The sequence below is a fragment of the Chryseobacterium sp. JM1 genome, from assembly GCF_000737715.1.
Classification (GTDB): Bacteria; Bacteroidota; Bacteroidia; order Flavobacteriales; family Weeksellaceae; genus Chryseobacterium.
This window is the reverse complement of the sequence record NZ_JPRN01000003.1, coordinates 639,952-655,823: the sequence shown is the minus strand read 5'-3', so window position 1 is coordinate 655,823 and position 15,872 is coordinate 639,952. Positions and strand designations below refer to the sequence as shown.

The window sequence follows — 15,872 nt, the reverse complement described above, 5'->3', positions numbered from 1 at the left end:
TTTTTTACGTTTCTAAAACTTCCCTCTTCCAGCTTCAAACTTCATAACATTACCATCAGTGTTTATGGTTTTTAAAATTGATAATATGTCCTGCAATCAGTCCTGCTGCCCCTGCATAAATCAAAGGAATATGAACTTCAAAAATAAAATCCGCCAAAACGGAAACAGAAATCAGAACAATGGAAGCCCAGAACAATAGTTTCAGCCACCGGCTGGTCATGTGTTTTGTCACTCTGTAAACCACTACAGCGCCAATCACAAGGAAAGCCAGATCGATATAAGGATTGTGTGATATTCCCAAAGGAATGATCATTAACAAAGGGAAAGCAATACAATGAATAAGACACAGAACTGCCGCAGAAATTCCAACTGCATCAAGAATTTTCGATTTCATAAAATAAAGGGATTTAAATTTCTTATTGTAATTCTATGGCAAAAGTAGAGATAAAAACCAAATAATGCAACTTTGTTGCAATTAATAATCAAAACAAATTAGCCCTATTCGGTTGAAACACTGCTTTAATCTGACCTTTAGTCTTGTTTGAACCCAATAAAAATGTTAATTTTATTTTCACAAAAGAAAACACTCAATATGCCCACCGAAGCTTCCCATAAGCTGATTCCGATGACGGATTTTGTTATCGAGTATTACTCCAACGAAGGATACGCCGATCTTCAGACCTTGAGCCTGATGAAAAACTATGCCCAATTTCTGAGAAAACCCCTAACTCTTGGAATGTTTGTTCCTGTAGATGCACAGGGAAACGCACTGAAAGAACCGAAAAATTATTCCGCCTGGAAATCTCTTGCTCATAATGACGGGAAAAGAAGTGAAATAAATGGATTTGAAGAGAATATCCAATACCAGAAAGCAGAACAAAACTGTTTGTTCGATGGATTTATTGTAGCCTATAATGGCTATTCTGTGGTAAGGATCGAAGCTTCTTATGACCAGAGCATTGAACTGTCTTTCAATAAAAGTGATCTGATGTCGCCTGCATTTTATGATGTAGAATCACTTACTGTTTTCGATGCTATATTTTTGACGGCTAAGGCTTTAAAGACTATCGGAATCAAAAAATAAAGACCTATTCCCTTTCCTTCAATATTTTTTCCAGTTCTGTAATAAATGCTGCCTGTGCAAGATTAATCTTCTTTTGCGCCTCTTCCGACATGAACCATTCCCACTGATCTACTTCCGGGATTTCGATCATTGTAGATGACCTTGGAGGCCATTCTATTTCTACGGTATTGCTGCAAAGCCCGGAGGTTTCAATATCTTTTTCCAAAGCCCAGGCATACACCGTTTTTCCTCCTTTCTGCTTAACAGGCTGTAATGGAGTGAACTCCCCTTCCACAGATTGACCCGTTTCTTCTTTAAATTCAATAAGTGCACGTTCGAGTGGATCTTCATCGGGCGAGATTTCGCCTTTGGGGATAGACCACGCGCCTTCATCCTTATGTTTCCAAAAAGGACCTCCGGGATGCACCAGAAAGTAATACAAATGAGTCTGATCTCTTTTAAAAAGCAAAATACCGGCACTTGTTTTCATTACGTTAAGATACATTATTTTAAAAGACTTATCAATGGTCAGACCGGTTTTTCATTTTTCCGGAATGATGAAGGAGATCTTTTTTTATAGCTTTTAAAAATTTTATTAAAATGACTGGCATCATTGAATCCAAGCTGATCTGCAATTTCGTTGATGTTGTAATTACTCTGTTTCAAAAGCTTTTCAGCCGCTTTTATTTTATGCTGCATGACATGTTGCTGTACGGAAAATCCAGTCTGCTTTTTGATGTAGATACTGATATAATTGGGGGAAAGCATAAATTCTTTTGCCAGATGTTCCAGTTTCATTTTCTCCTGATTCATTGCATTCACATTGATATAATACAGAATTCTATCCGTCTGATTCAAACCCTGTTTTATCTGTTCCAAACCGCCACTGTTCATCGTATTTCTGATGAGAATGGTCATCATCGCTGAAAAGAGATCTGCACACGTTTCTTTATTGTAGAGGTTTTTATCCGTGAATTCATGCAGAAGTATTCGGGCAAGCTGCAGAAGATGCTCCCTGTCTGCCTTATTTTTTATCGCTGATTCATAGACGAAAGAACGGTCCTCCATGAGCATTTGAACAACCTTACCCAATTCTCTTTTTTTATCGGTCTGCAGACTTTCCCAGATATGCTGTTCTGTAAATTTGATATAAATGAATCTGGTTTTACTTTTTATAGAAAATTCGTGGGCATCACTGGGCCGAAGCAGAAAAACATCCCCTTTTTTATAGGCAAATGTAACGCCGTTCAGATGGTGTGTCCCTTTTCCGCTTTCAATCACGATCAGTTCGTAGAAATTATGGTTATGGTATTCAATGTCCCAAACCTCTTTCTCAATACTGAATACGTTGAAGGAACTGAAATTAAGAATACGCTTCATAAAACATGGATTTTTACAAATTTAGCATAAATTATTACAATAGAAATCACTCATTTATTGAACAATTTTGCAGAACAAAACCATTCAAAATGAAATATTTAAAACAATCTGCTTTACTGATCGCTTCCGCAGTATTCCTGATGTCCTGCTTTGATCAAAATAAAAAAAATCAGGCAGAACCATCTGTTAAATCTGAAACTAATGCTAAAAAACACTGGCCAAATGGCGCACAGCTGGTCATTTCAGTTTCTATGCAGTTTGAAACGGGTGGACAGCCGGAAGGGGCAGAAAGTCCGTTCAGTGGAACTCCTCTTCCCAAAGGGCAGCCCGATCTGCCGGCAGAAAGCTGGTACCGCTACGGAGCCAATGAAGGAATTTACCGCATGCTGGATCTCTGGAAAAAATATGATATCAAAGTCACTTCCCACGTTGTAGGAACTGCTGCCGAAAAATATCCTGATGTGGCAAAAGCTATTGCTGTCGGAGGACATGAGATCGCAGGTCACGGAATTGCCTGGGACAACCAGTGGAATAAAAATTATGCTGATGAACTGCGTTTCGTTAAAGATGGTGTGGATGTGGTTGAAAAAATTACGGGACAGAAAGCGGTTGGATATAACTGCAACTGGCTGAGAAGAAGTCCTAATACTTTAAAAGTACTGCAGGAACTTGGCTTTCTTTATCACATCGACGATCTGAGCCGTGATGAGCCTTTTATCACTAAAGTAAGCGGAAAAAACTTTGTGGTAATGCCTTACACGCTCCGAAATAATGATATAGTCAATATAGAAGGAAAACACTGGAGTCCGGATCAGTTTCTGAACCAGTTGAAATTTGAATTTGACCGTCTTTATGAAGAAGGCAGTTCAAAAAGAAGAATGATGAGCATCAGTTTTCACGACAGGATTGGTGGAACGCCGGCAATGGTGCATGCAATGGAAGAATTCATCAAATATACCAAAGAAAAACAGGGCGTTGTTTTTATGCGCAAAGACGATATCGCAAAAATGGTGGTGAATGATCCGGAAACTCCGGTGGACAACAGTGAAGAGAAATATAATAACTAAAGGTTTGGGAGCACGAAGATGGAAGATGGAGGTTACTGGCAGACGATGATGAGCTTATGGGTTTTTGATGAGATCATTTGAATATAACGCTAAAAAATTACAAAATCAATACAAGAAGATCATCATTAGATTTTCCCACCTCCATAGACTTCCCTCTCCCATCATCCAGCTTCCATCCCGATAAATTTTAACCATTATGAATAAAAATACAGCCTATTTTCTACTCCGCGTATCTATGGGAGTAAACCTTCTGGGTCACGGCCTGGCCAGAATCCCCAAACTTTCTGTTTTCGCAGATGGAATGACAAAAAGTTTTGAAAAAAGTTGGCTTCCACAGCCGTTTGTACACCTGTTTAGCATAACGCTTCCCTTCCTTGAATTTGTGATCGGGGCAATGCTTATTCTCGGCTTTAAGACCAGGATCATCAATTTTGCAGGAGCAGGACTCATCATTGCTCTTCTTTTCGGAAGCAGTACCATTGAAAACTGGGAAGCGATGGGGATACAGATGATTTATGCTTTATTCTTCTATATTTTGATTAGCAGACAGGAAGAAAACTGCTATTCGTTGGATCAACAGAAATAATTTGAAAAAAGGGGCAGATATTCACTTCTGCCCCTTTCAGTTTTTAATTAGTTACCTGTAAGATGCTGTTCATTAATATTTTAATGATTTATTAAAAAAGGGAAAACATCTGTCTAATTTTAATAAATAAAATATTATAGGTACCACATTTTAATATTTTAGTCTATAAAGGCACAGAATGTGTATTAAATCAAGCAAATAACATTAAAAATTTAAAATCATGAGAAATTTATTATGGTTAGTCGCTGTCATTTGTATTGTCGTTTGGCTTCTTGGAATGTTAGGTATTGTACCGGGAATCAGTACCGGATATTTAGTTCACGTTCTGTTGGTTATTGCCATTATTGTAGTTCTTTACAATATTATTTCGGGTAAAAAACCACTTTAATCTATTATTGTAATCCTTAAAAATAACAGTAAACAGCAGGAAATAGCTTTTCACCGGAACATCTGGAATTTTACATTTTATAAATTCATAGACTCCCACTTGCTTTTGGTAATTTCATAAATGAAATTGATCTGGGGACTTTCTCCAAAATAGGCTATTTCCTGCTCTGCTGTTTTCTCCCCACCAATACGGCCTACCGCGATTTGAGAGCGTACATTATGGGCACCTACATGAAATCCTACTTTGGAAACAAATTGTAAAATATAATTCATCATCAGCGATTTCACCGAAGGATTAATTCCTGTCCCCCAATACTCTCTTGTGAAAAAAGTATAACCGATGAATATAATGTCTTCCTTTTCATTATAATCGTAAAAACGGGTACTTCCGATCATTTTACCGGTCTCATTATCTATTATTTTAAAAGCACCTTTGCTTACCATAGCCCCTTCAAAGAACTTGTCGAATTCTTCTTTTTTCCAGCGGTTTTTCTGAGGATGCTGTTCCCATATTTTGGGATCGGAAGCCAATGCATACAGAACTTCGAAATCATCTTTCTCTAATGGCAGAAGACGTACTTTTTCATTTTCTAAAATGGGTTGAATATTAAAATTCATCATATAAATTTTATGGGGTTTAACTTGTACAAAATTAAACCTGAAATGGATAGCACAAACAGTCCATTATGAATAAAACAGATAGACCAATTTAAGATCAAATACAAAACTCTGTGAATAGATATTTTTTTTACGCAAAGAAATCTATTATCCTATTGATAAGGGAATGGATAAAAACTTTAAACCATTAACATTCTGTTAAGCTTTTAAGAATATGAAGTTTCAGCTTCGCTTGAAGACATACAGCTTAAAAATCATGTAATTTTTCTTAACTAACCTTACATTCTTCACTGATCTTACTATTTAAAAAGTATGAAATGAGAATCTGTTCCATCAGCTAAATCAGCGAGAGTAAATCAATACAAACACTGTTTTGTGGTAACAAAAAACTTTTTATATTTTGGATAACTAAACCTTATAGGTTTTTAAAACCTATAAGGTTTGATTGTATTTATATCACTTACCAAACTTTAAGACTGAGATCCAATTTGATTTTATAGTACTTTCTTCAAAATAGCCACACTCTTTTCCAGTTCCTCAAGAGACGGTGATGCAAATCCTAATCTTAAGGCATTTTCATCAAACTGAGGATACCGGTGAGCTTTTCCGTCCGAAACATACAATCCTTTTGCCAGAGCTTTTTTAGCTAATTTTTCAAGATCAACGGACCTGTCAAACTTTGTCCAGACAGACATTCCTCCGGCGGGTACTGTAAATTCAACAACATCTTTCAGCACATCGTTCAATTGCTGGCAGAAAAAATTTCTTCTTTCTTCGTAGACCACTAAAGTTTTTCGTAGGTATCGCTGTATTGTTCCGTCATTCAGAATCTCTCCCATCGCATTATCCAGAATATGATCTCCCTGACGGTCCAGCAGAAGGCGTATTTTAGAAAGATATTCAATTACATTTTCAGAAGCGACCAGATAACCCATCCGGAAAGCAGGAGAAAGGGTTTTACTGAATGAACCGCAGTAAATCACCATTCCGTTTTCATCTGCACTGGCTAATGGCAGCAATGGACGATGACTGTAATGAAAATCAAAATCGTAATCATCTTCAAATATGATGAACTGATATTCTTTAGCCAGTCTCAGCAGCTCAAGCCTTCTGTCGATCCGGAGTGGAACCGTAGTCGGAAAATGATGATGTGGGGTTACATAGACCATTCTCACTTGTTGTTTTTTGCAGATTTTTTTCAATTCATCTACTACAAGACCATGTTCGTCCACAGGAATCATGATGTGTTTCGCTTTGGCATGGGCAAAATTCGCTTCTGCCCTTCCCCATCCGGGATAGCCGGAAACAATAACGTCTCCTGGTTCTATTAATCCACTGCAGACGGTGTTTAGGCCCATTAATGTACCCCGTACAGAAAGAATATTGTTTAACGTCGTTTTTAGTCCTCGTGTTTCATTCAGATATTTTGAAATGGCTTCTCTGTAGTATACGGAACCATCCGGATAGCTGTAGTTTCCGAATTTGTCATAAAGTCCGCTTCTGGTCAGCTGATTTCTGTAAGCCCGGTATAATTCATGAAGCGGAGCAAGCGTAGGATCGGGAAATCCATCGTCCAGATGAAGTTTTGCTTTGACCGGAGAAAAAGTCACAAGATAATCCTTTTGATCAATCTTAAACCCTGCCTGTTTTTGGGAAATAAGCTGATGAGAGCCCTGAAGGGTTTCAGGTTTGTATTCAGGAAGATAGGAGGAGATAAATGTTCCCTTTCCTACAAAGCTTTCCAGCCAGCCCTGAGTCTGTAATTCTTCATAAGCTTTAGAAACGGTAATTCTATTAATATTCAAAATATCAGCCAGCTGTCTCGAACTGGGTAACTTCTGCCCGGATTGAATTTTTCCTGTCTTTATCAAAGAAAGAATATGATCGGCAAGCTGAAGATAAACAGGCTTTTCTAAACTGCGGTTCAGTTCAAAATCATTCAGAATCTGCTTAAATATTGGACTATCCATTTTGTAACTATTGAACCATAAATATAAACCAATATTGCCTGAATATTTTCATGAACCCATAAAAAATCTCTCAATAAAAAAGAGCGGTACAACGACCGCTCTGTGATGATATAAATTTTACAAGATATCAGGGTATTACTAATAAAGGCGACCTAGGAAACTGTAGCGTTAAGAAAATGAATTCTATGAACGTTAAAAAAACTCTTATGTCTGAGTGCGGGACAAAAATAGATTCTTAACATAGATTGTTGCCGCACGAGTTTTAGAGTTTTTAGAGAATAGATTTCATTTTTAGCGAAAGTTTCCAGTCTTGAACTTTTGGTTCATTTTGCTTCAAGGCAAAAGAACATATTCAATTAAAGAGTAATTATGGAATTTTATATTCAAGTTGATTATACTTTTTATTTTTTCTGATTAAAATATTTTCCAATAAACTCTTCCAACTCCTTCCCATGAAGATTTTTAGCCATAATCTTCCCTTCTCCATCAATAATCACATTAAAAGGAAGTTCCTCAATATGATAGGTTTTAGCCACCGGGCTTTTCCAGAATTTCAGATCACTCACCTGAATCCAGTTGATGCCAAAACGGTCAATCGCTTTTTGCCAGCTCTCTTTATTTTTATCTAAAGAAACACCCAGTATTTCAAATTGCTGCCCTTTAACCTGATCCGAGAAAGTATTGTATAAAGTCTTAAGTTCTGGCTGCTCACCAACACACGGAGCGCACCAGGTAGCCCAGAAATCGATCAGGACCACTTTTCCCTTTAATGATGAAAGAGAAAATGAGCTGTCGTCCCGTTTTGATAAGGTAATTTCAGGAGCCTGTTCTCCAACCTCGATTTTAGATTGCTGTGCAGCGGTATATCCTGTAAGAATGAGCACAGAAAATAAAGTAAGAAAAGCTCTCATATTAATCATTTGTAGGATAATCTTTATCCAGCCAATCCACTTTGATGTTTTTTGGAAGGTTCAAAAGTTTGGCATTTTTGAATCCCATTTCCTGCAGCAGTTTAAATGCAGGACGAATATTCGGGCATTTCACAAAAGGACAGCATCCGCAGTAAATCACGACTTCTTTTCCTTTAGGGATATTTTTAAGGTAATTTCTTAATTTTTCAAGATTTTCAGGCTCATGTGTCGGACCAATATCTACTGAGCCTTTGATAATAGCTTCTGGACCTACAGAAATGATCACAATGTCTTTTACTTTGTTTTCTGTGATTCTTGCGGCTAAAAGTGCCGGATCCATCAGTTGACTTTCATTCCACGGATCCTGTGTCTGCTGTGCGGAAAACTGGCTGAACATGGAACAGACCATACAAGCCATGATAAACAAATATTTCATTCTTCTGTTTTTAACAAAGATATGAAATTAGCCATCAGCTCTATGATAAGCATAGGGAAGTTTGATCTGTTTTAATCCATCTGAGCGTAAAAATTTTATATATTTATTGTAGGATATATCATCAAAGTACAAACAAAACCCAATCAATACCATGGAAGAAAATTTCCAGCCTGACGTCATTATTGTAGGAACCGGATTAGCAGGACTTACAGCTGCTATGGAAATCACCAATGTTGGCAAAAAAGTACTTCTTCTGGATCAGGAAACGGAACAGAACATTGGTGGGCAGGCATTCTGGTCATTTGGAGGACTGTTTCTGATCAATTCACCCCAACAGCGCAGAATGGGAATTAAAGATTCCTATGAACTTGCCCTTCAGGACTGGAAAGGTACAGCTGGTTTTGACCGTGAAGAAGATTACTGGCCTCGAAAATGGGCAGAATCTTATTTGAAATTTGCAGCTAATGAGAAGTACGATTATATTTCTAAACTGGGAATCAAACTGATGTTTATGGTAGGTTGGGCAGAACGTGGTGACGGCTCAGCAACCGGCCATGGGAATTCCGTGCCCCGCTTTCATGTCAGTTGGGGGACAGGAACAGGCGTTATAAAACCTTTTGTAGACAAAGCTTACGAGGCTAAAGAAAAAGGTCTTCTACAGATGAAATTCAGGCATAGAGTGACTGAATTGATTATAGAAAACAGTAAAATTAAAGGGCTTAAAGGTGATATTCTTGAAAATGATAACAAAGCAAGAGGCGTTGCAACCAACAGAAACGTGATTGCTTCATTTGAATACCATGCTCCTCACGTTATTGTGGCATCCGGAGGAATAGGCGCCAATCATGAGCTCGTAAGGAAAAACTGGCCGGAAAGATTAGGAAGAGCCCCTGAAAATATGGTTTGTGGTGTTCCTGCTTATGTGGATGGTAAAATGATTGGGATTACAGAAAATTCCGGAGCGCACATTATCAATCCCGACCGAATGTGGCATTATACAGAAGGCATACAGAACTGGAATCCGATATGGCCCAAACATGGCATTAGAATATTACCCGGTCCGTCTTCGTTGTGGTTTGATGCTAAAGGAAACCGTCTCCCCGCTCCTTTCCTGCCCGGATTTGATACGTTGGGAACACTGAAACATATACAGGATACAGGATTTTCCTATTCCTGGTTTATTCTGACGCAGAAGATCATTAAGAAAGAATTTGCCCTTTCCGGATCAGAACAGAATCCGGATATTACGAATAAAGATTATGGCTTGTTTCTAAAAAGGATCTTTGGAAAAAAAGCACCGGGACCTGTAGAGGCTTTTAAGGAACACGGAAAAGATTTTATTGTTTCCAATGACCTTAAAGATTTGGTAGAAAGAATGAACCAACTGTCCGGGGAGCATCTTTTAAAGTATGATAAAATTAAAGAACAGATTGAAGCCAGAGACCGTGAACTGGACAACAAGTACTCAAAAGATACGCAGGTTAATTACATCAGGAATACACGAAATTATTTAGGGGATAAATTAGGCCGTGTAGCCGCTCCGCATAAAATATTAGCCCGTGAAAACGGTCCTCTGATCGCTGTCCGTCTTAATATTCTTACCCGGAAAACCCTGGGAGGAATTAAGACCAATCTCAACGGACAGGTTTTAAGAGAAGACGACAGTATCATTGAAGGTCTGTATGCAGCAGGAGAAGCCACAGGCTTCGGAGGTGGCGGAATGCATGGCTACCGAGCACTGGAAGGAACATTTCTGGGAGGATGTATCTTCTCGGGAATGACAGCCGGGAAATATATTGCCGGGCTTTAGAGAAATCGGATTGTTAAATGTCAATGGTGAATTTTGCTCCGCAAGTCAATCGTGAATCTACAAAAATTGACAATTGACTATTCACTATTGACATTATTACTACTTTATCTTGTGAGTGGTGAATTTTGCTTTGCAAGTGAATGATAGATTTAAGAAACAAGAGCCAAGAACCAAGATTTTAAATACCCATACAATGAGCAGATATTTTGATCATAAAGTCGTTTGGATTACAGGCGCTTCATCAGGAATTGGAGAAGCTTTAGTGAATGAACTGGCTGCCAAAAGCAGTGCGAAATTGATTCTTTCCTCAAGAAATAAAGAACAACTGTATGTCGTTGCGAAAAAAGCAGGATTGGATGCTTCCCGTTTTGCGATACTGCCATTGGATCTGGAAGACTATAAAAAGATGCCGGATATAGCAACCGAAGCTATAGAGACATTTGGAAAGATCGATATTCTGATCAACAATGCTGGGCTTTCACAACGGTCTCTCGCTATGGAAACGGATATTGAAGTAGACAAACGGCTGATGGATGTTGATTTTTTAGGAACTGTAGCACTTACCAAAGCCGTTCTTCCTTATATGATTAGGGATAATGGTGGTCAGATTGCTGTGGTAACAAGCCTGATGGGAGTTTTCGGAGCTCCGATGAGAAGCAGTTATGCCGCTGCAAAACATGCCCTTCACGGTTTTTTTGATGCGTTGCGTGCAGAATTATATACCAAAAAAATTCTGGTGACTTTGATCTGTCCGGGGTTTATACAGACCAATATTTCCATTAATGCAGTCACTGGTGATGGCTCTTTGCAGGGCACAATGGACGATGCTACAGGAAAAGGTATGCCACCTGATGTTTTTGCCGGAAAGATGCTTGCTGCAATAGAAAAAAAGAAAAACCAGGCGGCTATTGGCGGTCAGGAAGTGATGGGAACTTATCTGAAGAGATTCTTTCCAGGTCTGCTGGCCAGAATTGTGCGTAAAGCGAAAGTAGTGTGAGTTTCGTAAAAAAATCGATGTCAAGGATTTCAACCCTGACATGGATAAACTTCCATCCTCCTTCTTCCCTCTTCCAGCCTGATTAAACTATTTCAATTTATTCTCAGCTTCAAATTGCCTCTTTAGGGTAAAAAGTTTTTCATCTGCTTTGAACACTTTCTGATAGAGTTGTTGTTTTTCGCGACCTAGTTCAAGCATCCTGTCCTGTGAAGCACGGATTACTTTTTCATCCTTGCTGTAGCGCATCAGTTTTTCCTGTTCAATTTCTTTTCTTGAAAACATAAAAAGTTCTTTCAGCACACTATAATAGCTGATCGCTGCCTGCTGCACTTCTTTTCCTTTCTTAATACCGTCAGTATCCACTTTTTCAATGTCTTTAATGATGTTATTGAATTCAGCTTCCTCTTTATCAATGATATACAGGGCTTTTGTGTAATCATGAGCGATCAGATAGTCCAGTTTCGCAGATTCAAATCCTTTTTCACCGATCAGCATTCCGGATGTCTGGGATTCTTTCTTAACGAGAATGGATTGAAGGTTTTCAGCCTTTTTATCGCTGCAGGAATGAAGAAGCACCATTACAGAAATGATCAGTAAGACCTTGAAAGACATTTTCGGGATCATAAGCATTAGTTTAACAGATCATTAAATGTATAAAAAATAATCTAACGCTAACGGTTGGGAACCTGAGCTTTTTCGTAGATCAATCCTTCAGATTTCAGCTCATTCCAGAAGTCAGCCGGAATATTGGCATGGAGAGCATTCACATTATCTTTGACCTGTTCTGTTGTACTTGCTCCGGGTATTATGGAAGCAAATTCATCAGAAGCCAATACAAAATGCAGGGCGGCATGAACAATATCTGTGTTGTATTTTTCAGCAATATCTGCTATTCTGACCCGTTTTTCAGCCATCCCTTTCGGAATTACATCTTTGTAGTTGTATCTTTCTCTTCCCGTGACATACCCTGAGTTATACCCTGCTCCGGAAACCAGTTTGACACCTGCTTTTTTTACAGCCGGAAGAAGTCTGTCAACCGCATCTTCATGTTCCAGTATTGAATATTGGGTAGCAGAAAGACAGATATCAGGATCCGCAGATTCAATGCAGTCTAAGATGGGTTCGATTTTATTCACTCCCATTCCCCAAGCTTTGATAATGCCCTGATCACGCAGCTCGGAAAGCACTCTGAAAGCTCCTTCTCTTGCCTGTTTCAGAAAATAAGGATAACGGTCTCCCACCTGATCTTCAGACAGATCATGAATGTACACAATATCTATATGATTCAGTCCTGTTCTCTGTAAACTGTCTGCAATGGATCTTTTGATGGCATCTGCGGTATAATCATGTTTAAAATCATAATTCAAAGGCTTTTTCCACATAGTAGGCGGAACTTCAGACTCCGGAACCTCGTGGAACAGTCGTCCTACTTTGGTTGAAAATACAAAATCATCCCTGTTGTGATCTTTCAGAAAATCTCCGAATCTTCTTTCACTTTTTGTAAGACCGTACCATGGAGAAGTATCGTAATAACGGATACCTAATTCCCATGCGGCCTGCAGAATCTGATGTGATGCTTCATCACTTATATTTTCGAAGGCTGTTCCTATGGCAACTCCGCCTATTCCTAATCTGTGCTTTTCTGTTAAAACATCTGTTTTCATATGACTGTATTTAAGTGTTGGTCATAAACAGGATGCAAACATCGTGCAGGGCTCGTCCGTAAAAACAAAAACGGATAAGAACCACCTTTTAAACGAATAGGTTTAAATTACTGTTTTATAGTAATTTAAACCTATTTATTGAATCAATAAATTGAAGGATTAAAATTCAATGAAATTTTGATAATTACTGCTCAACAATCGTCAAAACATTGTACCCACCTGTATTCAGGAGAGGACGTTTGTCGGGATCCCAAGACACATTGATCCATACAAAAGGTCTTAGTTTATCACCTGCATTCAGATATAGACTTGCCGTACTTGCCGATCCTACGATCACCGCATTGGGAGCATTTCCTGTGTCCTGTGGGTAACCGTTGTTGGTTTTAATTCTCTGTATCACTGCGTTGGAAGGATTTCTTACTTCCCAGATCGCTTCAGTTTGGTTTTGTCCGAAACTGGTATTCACCTGGCTTGGTGCAAGCGCAAAAGTAAAAGTCACAAAATAAACCCCTGCTCTCGGAGCAATAAATTCTCCTGTAGAAGGATTAAAATTCGTTCTTGGCTGCCCGGAATCGGAATCCAGTTTTTCGGTCCATGACGTAAGATAAGCAGAAGATCTTCCGGGAATTCCATCTGTATAATCTCCCATCGGCCAGAGACCGGTTTCAAAAACCGTGGAATTATTGTTTGTTTTTTCTGCCATCACTACAATTCTCGGCTTTCCATAAGGTAAAATAGGAACCCAGACTATTCCGTCCGAATATTCGATATATCCCTGAACCCCGATGGCAGGATTCGGGTTGTAACGTACAGCACCCGCACCGGCTTCAGCAGCGGTTTGGTTGGTCATTCCTATCGCCATAGAACCATTAATTCCGTTTCTAAGGTCAATAGCCGTTTTGGGAACAGCTACGCCTACACCTATTTTTCCGGTTTTGTCAATCACTACTTTTTCAGTTGCATTGATCTCAACGGCATTGGTTGAACCGGGATTATTAATACCGATACCTATCTGTGCTGATGCGGTGCTGGAAAAAACTCCAAGACCTATGAACAGCATCATTTTTTTATTTAATTTCATCATCCTTTGTTTATAGTTCGTAAATGCTGATACTGTTATTGGTACCGCTGTTGGCTGTGTTTATACTTCTGTTCCCTCCGAAATTGTGGAACACTTTAAACTGAATCGTATTCCCCGCAGACAGATTGAAAATAGCGGTACAGTTGCCTCCTACAATATTATTCACCGTAGAAACATCCCAGGCCGGATATGAATTGACACTTCTATAGGTCTGGATATTATTCGTGGCTGTATTGCTTTCAATGATGGTTTCTATTCTGGAGTTCTGTGCAATATTCGCATCTGCCAGTGTAATGTTAAAAGAAACGATGTAAAATCCATTTCTCGGTGCTGTAAAAGTTCCTGAGCTCGCTGTAAAATTAGACTGAGCATCGGTAAGTACAGACCATCCATCAACCTGTGTGGTCGCATTATTGGTCAAACTAAGAGTGCTGCTTTTATTGGCCAGCACCAATGCTTTTGGAGGTAAGGTCATAGGAAGGTTATGCCATGCAACACCATCGGAATACTGAATAATATTTCCTGTATTGTATCTTATTGCCCCGCCACCGGCAGCTGCAGCGATCTGTGTACTTGTCCCCAATCCGATAATTCCTTTCTGATCAGCAGAACGGACATCTACTTTTGTTATTGGGTTTAACAGTCCTACTCCCAATTTTCCGTCAGAAGTGACTACGACATCATTTAATATCTGTGGTGCGGCAGGTGGTACACTGGTGTTGTCTTTCGCTGCATCTACGTGAAAGATCTGCATAGGATCTTTCGTGAATACCCCGGTTTGCGCCTGCATAAAGAAGGGAAGGAAAAAGATCAGTCCTTTATAGAAAGTCTTCATTTTTATTTTTGTGTTTTTTAATGTTCGATAATAGTCAGATTGTTGAAACCTGCATCCGGATTGGACCAGTCTGCATTCACCCTTAAAGCTCTCGTACCAGATCCTGTAATATTCTGGTTAAGTTGCGGACGTACCGTTTGATTGGCATTTAAGCTCACCGTGATCGCTGCAGAACCCCCGACCTGAGCATCTTCATTGGCGCGGGCAAATGTCTTGTAAGAACGGGCCAGAATAGTACTTGTAGAGGGGCTGTAAAACTGGCTGGTAACTTCAGAAGAATTAGCCACCGAACCGGAAACAAAATTATACGTCATCAGAAATGTATATACTCCGGCTCGTGGGGCAGTGAAAATCCCTGTGGAAGGATCAAAACTGTTGGACAGATCTCTCACTTCGTCCCATCCGGTAATATTCACATCCGAATTGTAGGCTACTGAGAACGGATTTGTCATTCTTGCCACGACTACCGCTTTGGTAGGGAGGATCAATGTTGTTTCCCAGACATTTCCATCCGATACCTGAATTTTAGCCTGAGTCGGTTCATATCTTACGGCTCCTGCGCCAGCAGCATTGGCTGTCATTGTTGTGGAGCCCAGTCCTACAGCATTCTGCAGGCCTGCAGATCTCATATCGAGTTTTACAGTGGGATTGGAAACACCAGCTCCTATAAAGCCTGTGCTGGTAATGATAAGGTCGTTGCTGATCTGTTCGGGAGTTGCCGAAGCTGCATTATCTTTTGCACCGTCTATATGCACATGGCCCAGCGGATGACTGGTATTGATTCCTATCTGTGCACTCATAAAGCACGAAATCACCAGAGCCAGGGATAGCAGGTTTTTTTTCATTGTGTTGTGTTTTTTTATTTGTCCTTATTGTATGGAATTTACTGGTTTTTAAAGGATTGATTACCTGTTGAATTCCAAAATGCAAAGTAAAGTAATCTTTTTGAAATTATTTTTAAAATTGAAAATTAAAATTATATCATGAATACAAAATTTGATAAATTATTTGAGAACCGGAAATATCAGGTGTTATATATTCAGAAAAAATCACATTAATTAAAAGCT

The 15,872-nt window shown here is 39.2% G+C and carries 18 protein-coding genes; 6 read left to right on the top strand and 12 right to left on the bottom strand.

Going from position 1 to position 15,872, the window contains the following annotated elements:
- Positions 1-55 precede the first annotated feature (55 nt).
- The gene (locus IW22_RS08075) at positions 56-394 is read right to left on the bottom strand and encodes a MerC domain-containing protein (RefSeq protein ID WP_034725520.1); all 339 of its coding nucleotides are present in this window, start codon (positions 392-394) and stop codon (positions 56-58) included.
- A 162-nt stretch (positions 395-556) separates the two neighbouring features.
- Here IW22_RS08075 and IW22_RS08070 point away from each other — a divergent pair, with 162 nt between their 5' ends.
- Entirely contained in the window at positions 557-1,084 is a 528-nt protein-coding gene (locus IW22_RS08070) for a hypothetical protein (RefSeq protein WP_131401706.1), read from the top strand.
- A gap of 4 nt (positions 1,085-1,088) precedes the next feature.
- Here IW22_RS08070 and IW22_RS08065 read toward each other — a convergent pair whose 3' ends face one another.
- Together IW22_RS08065 and IW22_RS08060 are read right to left on the bottom strand one after the other, a co-directional pair.
- Complete coding sequence (locus tag IW22_RS08065) at positions 1,089-1,568, bottom strand: NUDIX hydrolase (protein WP_228384015.1); 480 nt, start codon at positions 1,566-1,568, stop codon at positions 1,089-1,091.
- 23 nt (positions 1,569-1,591) lie between these two features.
- Positions 1,592-2,443, bottom strand: a complete 852-nt coding sequence (locus IW22_RS08060; protein ID WP_034725518.1) for an AraC family transcriptional regulator — start codon at positions 2,441-2,443, stop codon at positions 1,592-1,594.
- Positions 2,444-2,532: 89 nt separating this feature from the next.
- Between IW22_RS08060 and IW22_RS08055 the strand changes: the two genes are divergently transcribed.
- The 3 genes from IW22_RS08055 (at position 2,533) to IW22_RS24170 (ending at position 4,484) form a co-directional block, all read left to right on the top strand.
- A complete protein-coding gene (locus tag IW22_RS08055) occupies positions 2,533-3,510 on the top strand; it encodes a polysaccharide deacetylase family protein (RefSeq protein ID WP_034725517.1) in 978 nt (325 codons plus the stop codon).
- A gap of 196 nt (positions 3,511-3,706) precedes the next feature.
- Complete coding sequence (locus tag IW22_RS08050; RefSeq protein WP_034725516.1) at positions 3,707-4,096, top strand: DoxX family protein; 390 nt, start codon at positions 3,707-3,709, stop codon at positions 4,094-4,096.
- A 220-nt stretch (positions 4,097-4,316) separates the two neighbouring features.
- Positions 4,317-4,484, top strand: a complete 168-nt coding sequence (locus tag IW22_RS24170; protein ID WP_034725515.1) for a lmo0937 family membrane protein — start codon at positions 4,317-4,319, stop codon at positions 4,482-4,484.
- A 77-nt stretch (positions 4,485-4,561) separates the two neighbouring features.
- Here the strand turns inward: IW22_RS24170 and IW22_RS08040 are convergent, their stop codons facing one another.
- From IW22_RS08040 to IW22_RS08025, 4 genes are all read right to left on the bottom strand, one after another.
- The gene (locus IW22_RS08040; RefSeq protein ID WP_034725682.1) at positions 4,562-5,101 is read right to left on the bottom strand and encodes a GNAT family N-acetyltransferase; all 540 of its coding nucleotides are present in this window, start codon (positions 5,099-5,101) and stop codon (positions 4,562-4,564) included.
- A 494-nt stretch (positions 5,102-5,595) separates the two neighbouring features.
- On the bottom strand, positions 5,596-7,071 hold the full coding sequence (locus IW22_RS08035) for a PLP-dependent aminotransferase family protein (RefSeq protein ID WP_034725514.1): 1,476 nt from the start codon (positions 7,069-7,071) through the stop codon (positions 5,596-5,598).
- Positions 7,072-7,472: 401 nt separating this feature from the next.
- Positions 7,473-7,982, bottom strand: coding sequence for a TlpA family protein disulfide reductase (locus IW22_RS08030; protein ID WP_034725681.1), 510 nt, complete (start codon positions 7,980-7,982; stop codon positions 7,473-7,475).
- 1 nt (position 7,983) lies between these two features.
- On the bottom strand, positions 7,984-8,418 hold the full coding sequence (locus IW22_RS08025) for a rhodanese-like domain-containing protein (RefSeq protein ID WP_034725512.1): 435 nt from the start codon (positions 8,416-8,418) through the stop codon (positions 7,984-7,986).
- Between the two features lie 151 nt (positions 8,419-8,569).
- Here IW22_RS08025 and IW22_RS08020 point away from each other — a divergent pair, with 151 nt between their 5' ends.
- Positions 8,570-10,228 carry an FAD-binding dehydrogenase gene (locus IW22_RS08020; RefSeq protein ID WP_034725511.1) on the top strand — a complete coding sequence of 553 codons (1,659 nt, stop codon included), beginning with the start codon at positions 8,570-8,572 and terminating at the stop codon, positions 10,226-10,228.
- 193 nt (positions 10,229-10,421) lie between these two features.
- Complete coding sequence (locus tag IW22_RS08015; RefSeq protein WP_034725510.1) at positions 10,422-11,225, top strand: SDR family oxidoreductase; 804 nt, start codon at positions 10,422-10,424, stop codon at positions 11,223-11,225.
- Positions 11,226-11,312: 87 nt separating this feature from the next.
- Here IW22_RS08015 and IW22_RS08010 read toward each other — a convergent pair whose 3' ends face one another.
- The 5 genes from IW22_RS08010 to IW22_RS07990 all read right to left on the bottom strand — a co-directional run bounded on the left by IW22_RS08010 (position 11,313) and on the right by IW22_RS07990 (position 15,650).
- Positions 11,313-11,849, bottom strand: a complete 537-nt coding sequence (locus tag IW22_RS08010) for a hypothetical protein (RefSeq protein WP_131401705.1) — start codon at positions 11,847-11,849, stop codon at positions 11,313-11,315.
- Between the two features lie 47 nt (positions 11,850-11,896).
- Entirely contained in the window at positions 11,897-12,889 is a 993-nt protein-coding gene (locus tag IW22_RS08005; protein ID WP_034725508.1) for an aldo/keto reductase, read from the bottom strand.
- Positions 12,890-13,073: 184 nt separating this feature from the next.
- Positions 13,074-13,970, bottom strand: coding sequence for a hypothetical protein (locus tag IW22_RS08000; RefSeq protein ID WP_034725680.1), 897 nt, complete (start codon positions 13,968-13,970; stop codon positions 13,074-13,076).
- 10 nt (positions 13,971-13,980) lie between these two features.
- Entirely contained in the window at positions 13,981-14,805 is an 825-nt protein-coding gene (locus IW22_RS07995; protein WP_034725506.1) for a hypothetical protein, read from the bottom strand.
- Between the two features lie 17 nt (positions 14,806-14,822).
- Positions 14,823-15,650, bottom strand: a complete 828-nt coding sequence (locus IW22_RS07990; protein ID WP_051891149.1) for a hypothetical protein — start codon at positions 15,648-15,650, stop codon at positions 14,823-14,825.
- Between the last annotated feature and the right edge of the window lie 222 nt (positions 15,651-15,872).